Raw genomic sequence first — 739 nt, 5'->3', positions numbered from 1 at the left:
GCTGGTTCTGGTCAAATTTGCCGGATGCAAACAGCCCGCGAGACGGTACGAGAGCGCGGTGGAGTTCGTGCACGACCGTGGACTTGCCAGCTCCGGCATGGCCCGAAACCAACACCAGCTTCGGCCCGTTGCCCGCAACGACCCGGTCGAAGGCGGCAAGCAGGACAGCGATCTCACGCTCGCGCCCATAGAGCCGCTCAGGAATCAGCAGCTCGTCGGCCAGATCGTGCGTCCCGAGCGGAAATTCACCGACCCGCCCCCGGCTCCCCCTGTCAACCAAGGCGCGTCGTAGATCTGCCTCCAGCCCGCCGGCCGTCTGGTAGCGCTCCTCGGCGTTCTTGGCGAGCAACTTCATGACGATTGCCGAGACAGCGCGGGGCACCTTCTTCATCCGCTCGGACGGTGGTACCGGTCGCCTGGCAATGTGGCAGTGGACCCATTCCATCGGATCCGAAGCCATGAACGGCAGCTTGCCGATAAGCATCTCATACAATGTGACGCCGATCGCATAGAGGTCGCTGCGCGAGTCGACCGACCGGTTCATGCGACCGGTTTGTTCTGGAGCCATGTATGCAAGGGTACCGGCAATGACCTCGGGAGGCTCGGACGCCTGGCGCTCCCGAGAAAGACGCGACGCCACGCCGAAGCCGGTGAGCCGCACCTGGCCGGCTGCCTCGTTCACCAGGATGTTCGTCGGCTTTATGTCCCTGTGAATGAGACCGCGCTCGTGAACCTTGCC

Annotated in this window: 1 protein-coding gene; it reads right to left on the bottom strand. The window is 63.7% G+C overall.

Translation table 11 applies throughout. The annotated features are described in order from the left end of the window. Positions 1-739, bottom strand: a 739-nt coding sequence (locus NMG70_RS32540) for a serine/threonine protein kinase (RefSeq protein WP_254028279.1), incomplete at both ends; no start/stop codon positions are given.

This window comes from Mesorhizobium ventifaucium (assembly GCF_935822925.1).
Taxonomy (GTDB): Bacteria; Pseudomonadota; Alphaproteobacteria; order Rhizobiales; family Rhizobiaceae; genus Mesorhizobium; species Mesorhizobium ventifaucium.
The sequence above is the reverse complement of the archived record's forward strand: the minus strand, read 5'-3'. Positions and strand labels throughout refer to the sequence as shown.